Genomic DNA, 13,603 nt, shown 5'->3' on the forward strand with positions numbered 1-13,603 from the left:
ATGATCGTCAGACCTCCCGGCCGCCTTTCCACAGGCGCAGGACGCGGCCCTGCACGGGCAGGCCGTCGAACGGCGTGTTGGCGGCGCCCCCGCTGAAGGCGGTACCATCGATCTGCCAGGGCGTGTCGGCATCGAACAGCATGAGGTCGGCAGGCTTGCCGAGCTCCAGCGTGCCCGCGTCGAGGCCTAATATCTTTGCCGGATGGGCGGCGAGTAGCGCGAACAGCCGGTCCAGCGTCACGCGCCCGTCGCGGACCAGCATCAGCGCGAGCGGCAGCAGCGTCTCGGCGCCGGCCATGCCGGGCGTCGAATCAACGAAGGGCAGGCGTTTCTCCTCCGGTCCGTGCGGGTCGTGACCGGAACCGAGCACATCGATCGTACCGTCCGCGATGGCGGCGAGCGCCGCCTGGCGATCCGCCTCGCCGCGCAGCGGCGGCGAGAGATGCGCATAGGTGCGGAAGTCGCTAACCGCGATCTCCGACAAATGGAGATGGGCGGGCGTGATGCCGCAGGTCACGGCGACGCCGCGGCGCTTCGCAGCGCGGATCAGGTCGAAGGCGGCGGCGGTGGTGACTTGGCGCAGGTGCAGCCGCGCGCCGGTATCCTCGGCCAGCATCAGGTCGCGGGCCACCGCCAGCGCCTCGGCGACCGCAGGCGCGGAGGGCAGGCCGAGGCGGGTCGCCGTCTCGCCGTCGGTTGCCACCGCCTCGCCGGTCAGGCCGCCGTCCTCGGCATGGCTGACCACGGCGATGTCGAGATCGCGGGCATAAGCGAGCACCCGGCGCATCACCCCCGAATCGGCGATCCAGCCGCGGCCCGTGCCGACGGCCTTGGCACCGGCGGAGGCGCAGATCGCCATTTCCGCCATGTCGCGCCCGACGAGGCCTTGGGTTGCCGCGGCGATCGGATGGATCCACAGATCGGGCTTGCCGATCAGCGCCGCGCGCTGGACGCCGCCGGGTTCGTCGAGCACCGGGCGGCCGTCCGGCATCAGGGCCACACGGGCGATGCCGCCGCTGCGGAACGCGGTGCGGTCGATGGCAAAGACGCCGAGGTCGATGATGCCGGGCGCCAGCCACTTGCCACCGCAGTCGATCGTCTGCGCATCGGCAGGGACGTCGACCGTCCCCGCGGCGACGATCGCGCCGTCGCGGACGAGCAGCGCGCCGTCGCGGACACCGGCGACCGGGCAGACCAGACGCGCGTTGAGGAACGCCGTTACGCTCATGCCCAGCCCTCCACCTTGCGGGCGCGCCGGGTCAGCACGTCCAGACAGGCCATGCGTACCGCCACCCCCATCTCCACCTGCTCCGTTATCGCCGACTGCGGGCCGTCGGCGACGCTCGAATCGATCTCGACGCCGCGGTTCATCGGACCGGGATGCATCACAAGCGCATCGGGCAGGCGCGCCAGCCGCTCGGGCGTCAGGCCGTAGCGCAGGCGGTATTCGCGGGTGGACGGGATGTAGCCGCCGCCCATCCGCTCGTTCTGCACGCGCAGCATCATCACGACGTCGGCGCCGACCAGCGCCTTGTCGAAATCGGTGAAGGGGGTGACGCCCATCCGCTCGATCGCCGGCGGCATCAGTGTCGACGGCGCGCAGACGCGCACTTCGGCGGCGAGCGCGGTCAGACTGAGGATGTTGGAGCGGGCGACGCGGCTGTGCAGCACGTCGCCGCAGATCACGACGCGCTGGCCGGCGATGATGCCGCGGCGGCGGCGGATGGTCAGCGCGTCAAGCAGCGCCTGGGTCGGATGTTCGTGGCGGCCGTCGCCGGCGTTGAGCACGGGGCAATCGACCTTGTCGGCGATCAGCCGCACCGCGCCGGACGCCATGTGACGAATGACGATGACGTCGGCGCGCATCGCGTTGAGCGTCTGCGCCGTGTCGATCAACGTCTCGCCCTTCTTCACGCTCGACTGCGCGGCGTGCATGTTGACGACGTCGGCGCCAAGCCGCTTGCCGGCGATCTCGAAGCTGAGCAGCGTCCGCGTCGAATTCTCGAAGAAGGCGTTGATCTGGGTCAGTCCGGCGAGCCGCTTGTCGGGCGCGGCGTGATCACGATTGGCGCCGATCCACTGTTCCGCCTCGTCAAGCAGGAAGGTGATCTCGTGCGGCTGGAGGCCGTCGATTCCGGTCAGATGCCGGTGCGGGAAGACGGCGCCGCCCGGGATCTGGGCGGCGGGGCTGTGATCGGAGCGGTGCATCGAGGGGGCCGGTTAGACCGGCCGGGGGCGGGGGGCAACTGTTGCCTGATCCCCCTCCCGCTCGCGGTAGGGGCTACGTGCAACTCCCCTCCCGCAAGCGGGAGGGGAATCGGTTACGCCGCCTTGCCGAGCGTCGCCATGTCGATGACGAAGCGGTATTTGACGTCGCTTTTCACCATCCGGTCATAGGCGGTGTTGATCTCGTCCATGCGGATCATCTCGATGTCGGCGGTGAGGCCATGCTGCTGGCAAAAGTCCAGCATCTCCTGCGTCTCGCGGATGCCACCGATCAGCGAGCCGGCCAGTGCGCGGCGGTGGAAGACGAGGTTGCCGACCGACGGCGAGGGATGCGGCTGCTCCGGCACGCCGACCAGGCACATCGTGCCGTCGCGCTTCAGCTGCATCAGCAACGGGTCGAGGTCGTGCGACGCGGCGACGGTGTTGAGGATGAAGTCGAACGTGCCCTGATGCTGCGCCATCTGGTCGGCGTCCCTGGACACGATCAGATCCTTCGCGCCGAGCCGCTGTGCATCCTCGCGCTTGTTCGGCGAGGTCGAGAAGACATAGACCTCCGCGCCCATCGCATTGGCGATCTTGACGCCCATATGGCCGAGGCCGCCGAGACCGACGATGCCGACCTTCTGACCCGGCCCGACCTTCCAATGGCGGAGCGGCGAATAGGTGGTGATGCCGGCGCAGAGCAGCGGCGCGACGGCGGCGAGATCCTTCTCGTCATGGCCGACCTTCAGCACGAAGCCTTCGTCGACGACGATATGGTCCGAATAGCCGCCGAAGGTATGGCCGCCGAGCACCGGATCGGGACCGTTGTAGGTGCCGACGAAGCCGGTGCCGGTGCAATATTGCTCCTCGCCGTCATGGCAGGAGGCGCAATGACCGCAGCTGTCGACCATGCAGCCGACGCCCGCGATGTCGCCGACCTTGAAGGCGGTGACCTCATCCCCGACCGCGACGACGCGGCCGACGATCTCGTGCCCGGGGACGCAGGGATAAAGCGTGCCGTCCCATTCGCCACGCGCCGTGTGCAGGTCGGAGTGGCAGACACCGCAATAGAGAATGTCGATGGCGACGTCCTTGGCGCCGGGATCGCGGCGCTCGAAGCGGAACGGGGCGAGTGGCGCATCGGCCGCTTGGGCGGCGAAGCCTTGGGTTGGGGTCGGCATGGAGAAGATCCTCGCACTGGCAAAACAGCGGGCAGGACGCCCGGGGCGCCCATATGGTCGTCTGCCGCGCCAGCGCCAGACGCTTGTCGGACTAATCCTGTCGATCAACTCGATCGAACGCGTCGATCACGTCCGAACGAGAACGCCTATTCCATTGTCAACGCATCGATCGCGCCTTGCAGGATGTGCGCAGCGGCGAGATTGTCGATGCGTTCAGCGCGCTTGGCGCGGCTCATGTCCTGTTCGATCATCGCGCGCTCGACCGCGACGGTCGACCAGCGCTCGTCCCACAGCAGCAGCGGCAGGCCGGTATCGATCATGTTGCGGGCGAAGGCGCGGGTCGACTGGCTGCGCGGGCTCTCACTGCCGTCGAGATTGAGCGGCAGGCCGATGACGATGCCGCGCACCGCCTGCGCGGTCGCCAGCGCGATCAATTGCGCCTTGTCCTGCGTGAACTTGGTGCGGCGGACCAAAGTCGCCGGGCTGGCGAAACTCCAGCCGGCGTCGCACAAGGCGGTGCCGATCGTCTTGCTGCCGACATCGAGGCCGAGCAGCCGGCCGCCGTCGGGCAGGAGTGCGCGAAACGCCGCGGCGTCCGGCACGATCATCGCCGCGACACCCGCGCGCGCCGCGACTTGCGCGGCGGCGTCCAGGCGGCAAGCCGACGGCCCGCATCGGCACGGACGTTCGCCCAGAACAGGCTGTAGTCGTAGACGTGGTAATTGTTGCCGGGGAGCACGTAGTTGCCGACGTCGGGCGGCGTACCGATGATCAGCAGGCCGCGGCCCTGACAGGCGGCGGGCACCTTGCCGGGCTGCAGCGTCGCGGTGGTCAGATCCGCACTGGGATAGAGCGTGCCGAGGTTCGCCTCCGCCGGCGCGGCGGCATCGGCGGTGCCGGTGATCGGATTGGTGCAGACCATCGGCGTGCCCTTGCGCGGATTGCCGTCGAAGCCACGCGTCTTGTCATAGGTATCAAGGATCAACGACGGGTCGGCCGGCTCAGCGAAGCTCTGCCACGACAAGATGCAGCCGGCCTGATCGCTGCGTTCGCACTGAGGCAGGCCGAGCGCGGCGAGATCGGTGGTCTTGGATACGGGCCAGCCGACGACATAGGCGGCGACGATACGACGGGCGAGCGGCGTATCGGCGACCTTTTCGCGCAACAGCCGGGTCAGGTGCAATGCGCCTTGGCTGTGCCCGGCGAGGATGATCGGTCGATCGGGCCCGACCTGCGCCAGGAAGGCGTCGAAGGCGGCGGCGACATCGCGATAGGCGAGGCCCAGCGCGCGGTTGGCGTCGGCGGCGCTGGTCAGGAAGGCGCCGAACGTCGCCTGGCGATAGCGCGGCGCCCAGATGTCGCCCGCTTCGTTGAAGGCACTGGCTTGGCCGCGCAGGAAGATCGCGGCGCGGGCGTTCGTCTCCGGATCGGTCAGCGTCGCATTCCAATGGTCGCGGCCGATGTACGAGGTCGGGTGGATGAAGAAGACCGCCGCTTTGGGTACCTGTGCGGGGCTGAAGCCGGCCGGCGTCCACAGCGCCGGATTGCCCGGCAGGTCGGGCCGCGCGATCCACATCCGCGGTTCGGCATAGGAAGCCGCGGTGATTCCCCGCTGCGCTTGGAATCGTTCGCTTGGCACCAGCGCCGCGCGCAGCAGTTCCGCGCCATAGTAACGGTAGGCGATCGCGGCGGCGATCACGAGCGCGATCAGCGCGGCGACGACATAGAGGAACTTGCGGGCCAAGCACGGCTCCTGGACGAGGGATGCCGGCCTCCTGCCCGAGCGGCGGCGGCGAGGCAATGCGTCGGTGTCGCGCGGGCGGTGATGCGGCTATGACGCGCGGGTCATGACGATCCGACTCATCTGTCTCGATGCCGACGATACCCTCTGGCACAATATGCGCCATTTCCAGGAAGCGGAGCGGGCGCTGCTTGCCATGCTCGCGCCGTTCGCGGCGGCAGAGGTGGCACGCGAGACGCTGGAGGCGTGCGAGGCGCGCAATCTGCCACTCTACGGCTATGGCGCGAAGGGCTTCACGCTGTCGATGATCGAGACGGCGACGCAATTGGCTGGTCCGACGCTGCCGACCGCGACCATCGCGGCGATCCTCGACGCGGGACGGGCGCTGCTGGCGCATCCGGTGGCCTTGCTCGACGGGGTCGAGGCGACGCTCGACCGGCTCGCGGCGTTGGGCCGGCTGGTACTGGTGACCAAGGGCGACCTGCTGCACCAGGAGGCGAAGCTCGCCGCATCGGGCCTGGGGGCGCGGTTCGCCGGTATCGAGATCGTCAGCGACAAGACCGCCGAAACCTTCAGCCGAATCTTCGATCGCTACGGCGTTGCAGCGGCGGAGGCGGTGATGGCCGGCGATTCGATGCGGTCCGACGTCCTGCCTGCGCTGGCGGCCGGAGGCTGGGCGGCGTTCATCCCGCAACAGGCGGCCTGGGCGCATGAGAGCGGCACCGAGCCGGTCGGCCATGCGCGCTATACCAGGCTCGCGTCGCTTGCCGATCTGCCGGACTGGGTCGCGGCGATCGACTGACTGCCGCCCTCCGGCTTGCACCGGTCCGCCGCAGACGCTAGCCGCTTGCCGCATGTCCGTTGACACCCACACCGTGAAGAAGATCGCGAGCCTCGCCCGGATCGCGACGTCCGACGAGGAAGCGGCGCGGCTGGCGCCCGAACTCGGCAACATCCTCGGCTGGATCGAGCAGCTCGGCGAGGTCGACACCAGCGGTATCGAGCCGATGACCGCGGTGATCCCCAACACGCTGCGTCTGCGTGACGACGTCATCAACGCCGATCCGCTGACCGGCGGCGACATCCGCGACGAACTGATGGCCAATGCGCCGCAGGCCGAACACGGCTTCTTCACCGTGCCGAAAGTGATCGAATGATGACGGCCTGGCACCATCCGATCAGCCCGACGAAGGGGCGTCCCGCAAGCTGTGCGGCGACCCTGCAGGGCGGACTCTCTATTAGCTTGGAAGACCTCGCATGACCGACCTGACCGATCAGGGCATCGCCGCGCTCCGCGACGGCGTGCGCGCCGGCAGCTTTTCCGCGGTCGAGGTCGCCGAGGCGTTCAACGCCAAGGTCGCCGCCGCCAAGTCGCTCAACGCCTTCCTCGTCGAGACGCCGGACCATGCGCTTGCCGCGGCCCGTGCCGCCGACGCCGCCCGCGCGGCGGGCGAGGCGCCCAAGCCGCTCGCCGGCGTGCCGATCGGCATGAAGGACCTGTTCTGCACCAAGGGCGTGCCGACCACCGCGGCGAGCCATATTCTGGAGGGTTTCACGCCGACCTACGAGTCGACGGTGTCGCAGAACCTGTGGAACGCCGGCGCAGGCATGCTCGGCAAGCTCAACATGGACCAGTTCGCGATGGGCTCGTCGAACGAGACCAGCGCCTTCGGCAACGTCATCTCGCCCTGGCGTCGCAACGACGGTGGCAATGCGCCGCTCGCCCCGGGCGGTTCGTCGGGCGGCAGCTCGGCGGCGGTAGCGGCGCGGATCGCGCCGGGGGCGACAGGGACGGACACCGGCGGCTCGATCCGCCAGCCAGCGGCGTTCACCGGCATTTCGGGCATCAAGCCGACCTACGGGCGCTGTTCGCGCTGGGGAACGATCGCCTTCGCCTCCAGCCTTGACCAGGCGGGGCCGATGGCGCGCGACGTTCGTGACTGCGCGATCCTGCTGGAGGCGATGGCCGGCTTCGACGCCAAGGACGCGACCTCGCTGCAGCTCGACGTGCCGCAGTGGGAAGCAGGCCTCAGCGCCGATCTCACGGGCAAGCGCGTCGGTATTCCCAAGGAATATCGCGTCGACGGCATGCCCGCCGAGATCGAGGCGCTGTGGCAGCAGGGGATCGCCTGGCTGAAGGATGCGGGGGCGACGATCGTCGACGTGTCGCTGCCGCACACCAGATATGCGCTGCCGGCCTATTACATCATCGCGCCGGCGGAGGCGTCGTCCAACCTCGCGCGCTACGACGGCGTCCGCTACGGCAAGCGCGACCTTCCCGACGGGGCGGGGCTGCAGGACATGTATGCCGCGACGCGGGCCGACGGTTTCGGCGCCGAGGTGAAGCGGCGGATCATGATCGGCACCTACGTGCTCTCCGCCGGCTTCTACGACGCTTATTACACGCAGGCGCAGAAGGTGCGGGCGCTGATCGCCCGCGATTTCGAGCGCGCCTTCGAACAGTGCGACGTGCTGCTCACCCCGACCGCGCCGTCAGCGGCGTTTGCGCTGGGCGAGAAGTCGGCCGATCCAATCGCCATGTACCTCAACGACGTCTTCACCGTGCCGTCGTCTCTGGCGGGCCTGCCGGCGATGAGCGTGCCGGGCGGGCTCGACGCCGCGGGGCTGCCGCTCGGCCTGCAGATCATCGGACGGCCGCTCGACGAGCAGGGCGTGCTGAACGCCGGACTGGCGATCGAGGAGCGAGCAGGATTCACGGCACGGCCGGAGGCGTGGTGGTAAGATGAGCGACTATCGTATCCGGGGCGCCACCGGCGAATGGGAGGTCGTGATCGGCCTGGAAGTCCATGCGCAGGTGACGAGCAACGCCAAATTGTTCTCGGGCGCGGCGACCGCGTTTGGGGCCGAGCCGAACACCCAGGTCAGTCTGGTCGACGCGGCGATGCCGGGGATGCTGCCGGTGCCGAACCGCGAATGCATCCGCCAGGCGGTGCGCACCGGCATCGCGATCGATGCGCAGATCAATCGCTGGTCGCGCTTCGACCGCAAGAATTACTTCTACGCCGATCTGCCGCAGGGCTATCAGATCAGCCAGCTCTATCATCCGCTGGTCGGTGAGGGGCATCTCGACGTCAGCCCCGACGAAAAGAACCCGGAAGCGGTCAAGCGGATCGGCATCGAGCGCATCCACGTCGAGCAGGATGCGGGCAAGCTGATGCACGACCAGCATCCGACGCGCTCCTACGTCGACCTCAACCGCTCGGGCGTCGCGCTGATGGAGATCGTCAGCCGGCCGGACATGCGCTCGCCCGCGGAAGCCGGGGCCTATCTGAACAAGCTTCGCTCGATCCTGCGTTATGTCGGCTCGTGCGATGGCAATATGGACCAGGGGTCGATGCGCGCCGACGTCAACGTGTCCGTGCGCAAGCCGGGCGAGCCGTTCGGCACGCGGACCGAGACCAAGAACGTCAACTCCGTCCGCTTCGTTATGCAGGCGATCGAGCATGAGGCGAAGCGGCAGGTTGCGGTGCTGGAGGACGGCGGCGCGATCGTCCAGGAGACGCGGCTGTTCAATCCGGACACGGGCCAGACGCGGTCGATGCGGTCCAAGGAAGACGCGCACGACTATCGCTACTTCCCCGATCCCGATTTGCTGCCGCTGGAGCTGAACGAGGCGTTCATCGAGGAGTGCCGGGCGTCGCTGCCGGAACTGCCTGACGCCAAGCGGCATCGCTACGAGGCGGCGGGCATCTCGCCCTATCAGGCGGGCGTGCTGACCGCGGAGGTCGAGGCGGCGCGCTGGTTCGACGCGCTGCTCGATGCCGGTGCGGCGCCGGTCGCGGCGGCGAACTGGACGACGTCGGAACTCTTCGGGGCGCTCAATCGCACGGGCCGCGACATTGCGGACTCACCCGTGGCGCCGGCGCAGGCGGCCGAATTGCTCGCGCTGGTCGCGGACGGCACGCTGTCGGGCAGTCTCGCCAAGCAGGTGTTCGAGGTGATGCTCGAAGCCGGCGATGCCCCAGCCAAGATCGTCGAGGATCGTGGTCTCAAGCAGACCAGCGACACCGGCGCGATCGAGGCGGTGATCGCCGAGGTGCTGGCGAAGAACCCCAACCAGCTCGAACAGTATCGCGGCGGCAAGGAGGCGCTGTTCGGCTTCTTCGTCGGCCAGACGATGAAGGCGATGGGCGGCAAGGCCAATCCGGCAGTTGTCAATGATTTGCTCAAGAAGGCGCTGGCCGGCTGAACCGAGGCCGCAGGACGGGAGACGCGGTGATGACGGTCAAGGCTCGGCTCCTCTTCGCGCTGGCCGTGTTGTCTGCGGCGCCGACTGCGGTTCAGGCGCAGGAGGCGACCGCGCCGCTGCCGCGGGTGGCGCTCGACACCAGTGCCGGGCGGATCGTGATCGAGGTGGACAGACGGCATGCGCCGGTCACCGCCGGCAATTTCCTGAAGTATGTCGCGGGCAAGCAGCTCGACGGCGTCGTCTTCTACCGCACCGTGAAGGTGGCCGACCGGTTCGGCTTCGTGCAGTTCGGCACCAATGGCGACCCCAAGCGGACGCTACCGCCGATCAAGCACGAGCCGACGACGCAGACCGGCCTGCATCATACCGAGGGGACCATTTCCGTCGCCCGCTTCGCGCCGGGCAAGGCGCGGGGCGACTTCACGATCAGCGTCGGCGATCAGAGCCCGTCGCTCGATGCCGATCCGAGCAAGCCTGGGGATAATCTGGGCTATGCCGCCTTCGGCCATGTCGTCGAAGGGATGGATGTGATCGTGAAGATCCTCGACGCGCCGGTGTCGCCGACCGCCACCGTCAACGGCTCGTTCAAGGGCGAGGTGCCGGCGCAGGCGGTCAAGGTCATCTCCGCCCGCCTTCTCCCCGCGACGTCATGACCTCTCATCAATCGGTTAGCTGGTGATAAGATTTGGGGTCTGCTGCGCTGGAGCGTAATAAAGCCTTGTCGCTGCCAAGACTTGCCGGCGCGAAGCTGGCCTGGTGATTTCATTTCGGTCATTTTGTGCACTGCCAACCTTGATCGGGGACTTGCTCGTCTCGTAATTCAGTAGCGTATTCTTGGACGGGGGCGTCTGCGATGCGCTATGGTCTCGCCGCTTGTGTGGCGATGCTAATCTGCACTGCGCCGTGCATGGCGCAGGAGCGGGCGGCAACCCGGCAAGGTTTCGATCTCCCGCCCAACAGCGGCAAGACGATTCTGCTGATGCGGCCGGTGGTCAGCGTCGGCGCCCAGTCGATGGGCGGCCTGTTCGAACCGAACGGCGATTGGACCGAGACGGCGCGGCGTAACATCGTCGCGGCGCTGGCGGAGCGTCAGGAATTGCTCGGCAACAGGGTGGTGCCAGCGCCGGAAAGCTTTGGCGAGGATGCCCGACGGGCCGACGAATACGCCCGGCTGTTCGCCGCGGTGTCCCGCGCGGTGATCGACTATCAATTTTTCGTCGGCAATCGTTTGCCGACCAAGAAACGCGATAACAAGGTGGGCGTGTTCGACTGGTCGCTGGGCGACGGGGTGCGCGACCTGCCGGGTGCCAAAGACGCGGACTATGCGTTATTCATCTTCGACCGCGACGCCTATGGCTCGACCGGTCGCAAGATCCTGCAGGTCGTGGCGCTGCTCGGACCCGGCGTCGCGGTCAAATCGGGCGAACACGCAGGCTATGCCGGGCTCGTCGACCTGCGCACCGGTGACCTGCTGTGGCTCAATGCCGATGCCGCCATGGGGGGCGACGTTCGCGATCCCGACGGCGCACGCAAGCGCGTGGCACAACTGCTCGAGGATTTTCCTGGCAGTGTCGCCCATGCTGCGCCGGCGACAGGTAAAGCGCCGGCTGCCGAAACGGAGACGCGGCCGTGAGCAAGGCGGTGACCTTGATGATTGCGACATTCGCGCTGGCAGCAACGGCGGCCGTCGCGGGCGTCATGCCAGCATGGGCCGGGCAAGGGGAGGATGTCGCCAGACCGGTGACCCGGCGCGCGCCGCCGCCGCCACCCTATGCCGGTGCCTACCAGCCGCAGGGCGCTGACGAGATCGGCCTGTGGCACGAGGCGGACGAAGACGAGGCGAGGCTCGCGCAGTCGACGCTCGTCATCCGTGACGAGGCGCTGACCGCCTATGTGCGTGGCGTGCTGTGTTCGGCGGTCGGCGCAGACCGGTGCAAGGCGGTGCGCCTCTACGTGATGCGGGTGCCGCTGTTCAATGCCAGCATGGCGCCGAACGGGACGATGCAGGTCTATTCCGGGCTGTTGCTGCGTGTCCGATCCGATGCCGAACTCGCGGCGGTGCTCGGGCATGAGTTTGGCCATTTTGAAAAGCGCCATTCGCTCAATGCCTTCAAGGCGAATCGGCGGGGCAGCGACGTGCTAAGCTGGGCGGTGGTGCTCGCCTCGATGGGCAGCCGGCAGACCGGGCGCAGCTTGGGCGACCTCAAATTGTCGGTGCTCGGTAGCCTGGCGAAATTCAGTCGCGACCAGGAACGCGAGGCGGACCTCATCGGTCTCGGTTATCTGAATGCCAGCCTTCTGAAGGCGACAGCGGCGTCCCGCCTCTGGCGGACGTTGATCCTGGAGCAGGAGGCGTCGGCGGCCTATCGCGGCCTTCGCAAGCCGGACTTTACCCGCAGCGCCTTTTTCGCCTCGCACCCCGCCGAAGGGCAGCGGGTCAATTACCTGTACGCGCTGGCCGAGCCGGATGGAGACCGGCGCCGCGAGGACGATGCGGGTTATGCCGCCGCACTGAAGCCGTGGCTGCCGCAATTCCTCGACGATCAGATCAAGCTCAATGATTTCGGTGCGAGCGACTTCATCATCAATCACCTTGCCGAGGCGGGGTGGACGGCGCCGCTCTGGCGGGCGCGGGGAGACCTTTATCGGTTGCGGGGACAGCCGCGCGATCTGATGAACGCGGTGGATTTCTACACCAATGCCGCGAAGCTCGATCCTTCGCTGGCGGAAGCGCAACGGGGCCTGGGGCTGTCGCTGATCAAGACCGGCCGCAAGACCGAAGGGGCTGCTGCATTGCGTCGGTACGTTCAGATGAGCCCCGATGCGCCGGATGCCGGGATGATCGCGAGCGTATTGGCCTCGGTAGGGGAAACGGCATGAGCTTCGCGCGGTGGTGGCAGGCGACCCTCGCGGTCGCGCTTGCGTTGTCGGGGGCGCCGGTCCTGGCGGCGCATAGCCTCCGCGAGGCCGGCAAGACGGTGCAGGTGGCCGACTCGGCAATGTCGGTTACGCCGACGCGCGATTGGAACCGCCTCAGCGGCCGGCCCGGTCGGTATGCAGAAACCTGGACGCTGGACGGATCGCAACTGAACGACGTCAGCTTCTACGCCAATGTGCCCGCCGGCCAGCCGATCGTGCGCGCCCGCAATCGGCGACGCGACCCGCTTCCCTTGTTCCGCGCCGATATGCTGCTCGCCGATGTCCCGGAGCTGCTGGAGGGGACCTATCGAACCTACAAGCAGATCGGTAGCTTCTCGGTCACCGCATCATCGCCGGCACGGCTTCTCGGCCATGATGCCGTGCAATTTTCCTATGCCTATCTCGACGTGGACGAACTGCCGAGGCGAGGCGAGGCGATCGCCACGATCATCGACCGGCACCTCTACATGATCACGTTCGACGCGCCGCGATTATATTTCTTCGATCGATCGATCGGTGATGTGCGCGCGTTGATCAACTCCTGCCGGCTGGGCACGGGGGAGAAGGGGGCTGAGGCTAAAGTGCACGCATCATAGATCGGCGCAGATTGGACCGGCCCGGCTCGGTAAAGGAAGACGGCGATCGCAAAGACCCGGAAGTCACTGCTTGTAAGGACGGACCGGATTGCGGTGGACATCAGCTAGGCCGTCCACGTCTGCGGACGATCCCGGCCCTCGCGAGGGATTGAGCCGCCGCACCCAGGCGAGGCGGGATATCAGAAGGGGGAGGCATCCTATGCCTCCCCCTTCTGATATCATTGCTGGGTCAGGTCCTGATTCTTCACCTCGCCACCAGTTCCGCTGTTGCCGTCAAAGGCACCGGTGTCGGTGAAGCGCGACGGCTCCTCGCCGCCTTCGCCGCGGGCGACGGCGTCGCTACGCGCCTCCACGACCTGTTGGATGTCGCTGCGCGGGTCCTCGCGGCCGGCATCGGGCGGGCTGTCCGGATTGTCGTCGGGTGCGTCGCCGGGCAGGCTGTCGGGATGGGGATCGTTGGCGCTCATCATAGCCTCGTGTCAGATTTCTGCCGGATTTTGCGTGCCGGGGTCGCCGGCGGGCATGCCTGGCGAGGGCTGATCGATGTCAGGCCCGGGCGGCGTGATCTCCGGCGGCGGGCTGTCGGGTTGCACCGGCTGGCTGGGTTGGGCGGGGACTTCGGGCGGCGGCTGCGTGGCCATGATATGCTCTCCTTCCCGCATTCAACGCCGCGTGAACGCGCGAAGTTGCCTCGCGCTTGCGCCTTTGCGCCATGCTGATATAGACGCGCGCCCAACGGCGGGTCCTT

15 protein-coding genes are annotated in these 13,603 nt (G+C 67.7%); 8 read left to right on the plus strand and 7 right to left on the minus strand.

Annotated features, from left to right (window positions below):
- Nucleotides 1–7 precede the first annotated feature (7 nt).
- From D9601_RS03680 to D9601_RS03700, 5 genes are all read right to left on the minus strand, one after another.
- The gene (locus D9601_RS03680) at nucleotides 8–1,228 is read right to left on the minus strand and encodes a dihydroorotase (protein ID WP_198352556.1); all 1,221 of its coding nucleotides are present in this window, start codon (nucleotides 1,226–1,228) and stop codon (nucleotides 8–10) included.
- Nucleotides 1,225–2,208 (minus strand): aspartate carbamoyltransferase catalytic subunit, encoded by a 984-nt coding sequence (locus D9601_RS03685; protein WP_198352557.1) that lies wholly within the window; start codon nucleotides 2,206–2,208, stop codon nucleotides 1,225–1,227. Before D9601_RS03685 ends, D9601_RS03680 begins: the two co-directional genes overlap by 4 nt.
- A gap of 113 nt (nucleotides 2,209–2,321) precedes the next feature.
- Nucleotides 2,322–3,389, minus strand: coding sequence for an NAD(P)-dependent alcohol dehydrogenase (locus D9601_RS03690; protein ID WP_198352558.1), 1,068 nt, complete (start codon nucleotides 3,387–3,389; stop codon nucleotides 2,322–2,324).
- 146 nt (nucleotides 3,390–3,535) lie between these two features.
- Nucleotides 3,536–3,997, minus strand: a complete 462-nt coding sequence (gene ruvX / locus D9601_RS03695; RefSeq protein WP_198352559.1) for a Holliday junction resolvase RuvX — start codon at nucleotides 3,995–3,997, stop codon at nucleotides 3,536–3,538.
- Nucleotides 3,994–5,133, minus strand: a complete 1,140-nt coding sequence (locus D9601_RS03700; protein ID WP_198352560.1) for a DUF3089 domain-containing protein — start codon at nucleotides 5,131–5,133, stop codon at nucleotides 3,994–3,996. The genes ruvX and D9601_RS03700 overlap by 4 nt, the downstream gene beginning before the upstream one ends.
- Nucleotides 5,134–5,236: 103 nt before the next feature.
- Here D9601_RS03700 and D9601_RS03705 point away from each other — a divergent pair, with 103 nt between their 5' ends.
- The 8 genes from D9601_RS03705 (at nucleotide 5,237) to D9601_RS03740 (ending at nucleotide 12,855) form a co-directional block, all read left to right on the plus strand.
- The gene (locus D9601_RS03705) at nucleotides 5,237–5,932 is read left to right on the plus strand and encodes an HAD family hydrolase (protein WP_198352561.1); all 696 of its coding nucleotides are present in this window, start codon (nucleotides 5,237–5,239) and stop codon (nucleotides 5,930–5,932) included.
- A gap of 52 nt (nucleotides 5,933–5,984) precedes the next feature.
- Nucleotides 5,985–6,287: an Asp-tRNA(Asn)/Glu-tRNA(Gln) amidotransferase subunit GatC gene (gene gatC, locus D9601_RS03710; RefSeq protein WP_198352562.1), complete on the plus strand. Its 303-nt coding sequence runs from the start codon at nucleotides 5,985–5,987 to the stop codon at nucleotides 6,285–6,287.
- A gap of 100 nt (nucleotides 6,288–6,387) precedes the next feature.
- On the plus strand, nucleotides 6,388–7,872 hold the full coding sequence (gatA, locus tag D9601_RS03715; protein WP_198352563.1) for an Asp-tRNA(Asn)/Glu-tRNA(Gln) amidotransferase subunit GatA: 1,485 nt from the start codon (nucleotides 6,388–6,390) through the stop codon (nucleotides 7,870–7,872).
- A 1-nt stretch (nucleotide 7,873) separates the two neighbouring features.
- Entirely contained in the window at nucleotides 7,874–9,340 is a 1,467-nt protein-coding gene (gene gatB / locus D9601_RS03720) for an Asp-tRNA(Asn)/Glu-tRNA(Gln) amidotransferase subunit GatB (protein ID WP_198352564.1), read from the plus strand.
- Between the two features lie 29 nt (nucleotides 9,341–9,369).
- On the plus strand, nucleotides 9,370–9,993 hold the full coding sequence (locus D9601_RS03725) for a peptidylprolyl isomerase (protein WP_198352565.1): 624 nt from the start codon (nucleotides 9,370–9,372) through the stop codon (nucleotides 9,991–9,993).
- A 200-nt stretch (nucleotides 9,994–10,193) separates the two neighbouring features.
- Nucleotides 10,194–10,973, plus strand: coding sequence for a hypothetical protein (locus D9601_RS03730; RefSeq protein WP_198352566.1), 780 nt, complete (start codon nucleotides 10,194–10,196; stop codon nucleotides 10,971–10,973).
- On the plus strand, nucleotides 10,970–12,220 hold the full coding sequence (locus D9601_RS03735; RefSeq protein WP_332837886.1) for a M48 family metallopeptidase: 1,251 nt from the start codon (nucleotides 10,970–10,972) through the stop codon (nucleotides 12,218–12,220). Before D9601_RS03730 ends, D9601_RS03735 begins: the two co-directional genes overlap by 4 nt.
- Entirely contained in the window at nucleotides 12,217–12,855 is a 639-nt protein-coding gene (locus tag D9601_RS03740) for a hypothetical protein (RefSeq protein WP_198352567.1), read from the plus strand. The genes D9601_RS03735 and D9601_RS03740 overlap by 4 nt, the downstream gene beginning before the upstream one ends.
- A gap of 218 nt (nucleotides 12,856–13,073) precedes the next feature.
- Here the strand turns inward: D9601_RS03740 and D9601_RS03745 are convergent, their stop codons facing one another.
- Both D9601_RS03745 and D9601_RS03750 read right to left on the minus strand, forming a co-directional pair.
- On the minus strand, nucleotides 13,074–13,322 hold the full coding sequence (locus D9601_RS03745) for a hypothetical protein (protein ID WP_443024691.1): 249 nt from the start codon (nucleotides 13,320–13,322) through the stop codon (nucleotides 13,074–13,076).
- Between the two features lie 12 nt (nucleotides 13,323–13,334).
- Complete coding sequence (locus tag D9601_RS03750; RefSeq protein ID WP_198352569.1) at nucleotides 13,335–13,496, minus strand: hypothetical protein; 162 nt, start codon at nucleotides 13,494–13,496, stop codon at nucleotides 13,335–13,337.
- Between the last annotated feature and the right edge of the window lie 107 nt (nucleotides 13,497–13,603).

The sequence above is a fragment of the Sphingomonas sp. MA1305 genome, from assembly GCF_016107325.1.
Lineage (GTDB): Bacteria > Pseudomonadota > Alphaproteobacteria > Sphingomonadales > Sphingomonadaceae > Sphingomonas.

Coding starts and splice junctions, on each gene's coding strand:
- D9601_RS03680 (WP_198352556.1), bottom strand. CDS start 1,228: ATGAGCGTAACGGCGTTCCTCAACGCGCGTCTGGTCTGCCCGGTCGCC.
- D9601_RS03685 (WP_198352557.1), bottom strand. CDS start 2,208: ATGCACCGCTCCGATCACAGCCCCGCCGCCCAGATCCCGGGCGGCGCC.
- D9601_RS03690 (WP_198352558.1), bottom strand. CDS start 3,389: ATGCCGACCCCAACCCAAGGCTTCGCCGCCCAAGCGGCCGATGCGCCA.
- ruvX (WP_198352559.1), bottom strand. CDS start 3,997: ATGATCGTGCCGGACGCCGCGGCGTTTCGCGCACTCCTGCCCGACGGC.
- D9601_RS03705 (WP_198352561.1), top strand. CDS start 5,237: ATGACGATCCGACTCATCTGTCTCGATGCCGACGATACCCTCTGGCAC.
- gatC (WP_198352562.1), top strand. CDS start 5,985: ATGTCCGTTGACACCCACACCGTGAAGAAGATCGCGAGCCTCGCCCGG.
- gatA (WP_198352563.1), top strand. CDS start 6,388: ATGACCGACCTGACCGATCAGGGCATCGCCGCGCTCCGCGACGGCGTG.
- gatB (WP_198352564.1), top strand. CDS start 7,874: ATGAGCGACTATCGTATCCGGGGCGCCACCGGCGAATGGGAGGTCGTG.
- D9601_RS03725 (WP_198352565.1), top strand. CDS start 9,370: ATGACGGTCAAGGCTCGGCTCCTCTTCGCGCTGGCCGTGTTGTCTGCG.
- D9601_RS03730 (WP_198352566.1), top strand. CDS start 10,194: ATGCGCTATGGTCTCGCCGCTTGTGTGGCGATGCTAATCTGCACTGCG.
- D9601_RS03740 (WP_198352567.1), top strand. CDS start 12,217: ATGAGCTTCGCGCGGTGGTGGCAGGCGACCCTCGCGGTCGCGCTTGCG.
- D9601_RS03745 (WP_443024691.1), bottom strand. CDS start 13,322: ATGAGCGCCAACGATCCCCATCCCGACAGCCTGCCCGGCGACGCACCC.
- D9601_RS03750 (WP_198352569.1), bottom strand. CDS start 13,496: ATGGCCACGCAGCCGCCGCCCGAAGTCCCCGCCCAACCCAGCCAGCCG.